This is a genomic window from Variovorax sp. 10L426 (assembly GCF_056395305.1).
Genome location: NZ_JBFTJF010000090.1, coordinates 1 through 454 on the forward strand (window position 1 = coordinate 1; position 454 = coordinate 454).

The 454-nt window shown below is 66.5% G+C and carries 1 protein-coding gene; it reads right to left on the reverse strand.

Features of this window, described 5'->3' with window-relative positions; genetic code table 11:
- The coding region (locus AC1DHL_RS29895; RefSeq protein WP_478164351.1) for an amidase family protein at positions 1 to 454 on the reverse strand (454 nt) is incomplete at both ends.

Consider the following 454-nt stretch of genomic DNA (forward strand, 5'->3'; position numbering starts at 1 on the left):
CTGCAGGCCGACGGGCATATTGTCCTGACCGGTGCCGCACGGCACGCTCATGCCGGGCAGGCCGGCGAGGCTGGTGGAGAGCGTGAAGATGTCGGCCAGGTACATCTGCACCGGGTCGGCGGTCTTCTCGCCGAGCTTCCAGGCCACCGTGGGCGCCACCGGGCCCATGATCACGTCGCACTGGCTGAAGGCGCGCTGGAAATCGTCGGCGATGATGCGGCGGATCTTCTGCGCCTGCAGGTAATAGGCGTCGTAATAACCGTGCGACAGCACGTAGGTGCCCACCATGATGCGGCGCTTGACCTCGGCGCCGAAGCCTTCGGCGCGGGACTTCTTGTACATGTCGAGCAGGTCGCTGTACTCGGCCGCGCGGTGGCCGTAGCGCACGCCGTCGAAGCGCGACAGGTTGCTCGACGCCTCGGCCGGTGCAATCACGTAGTACACCGGGATCGAC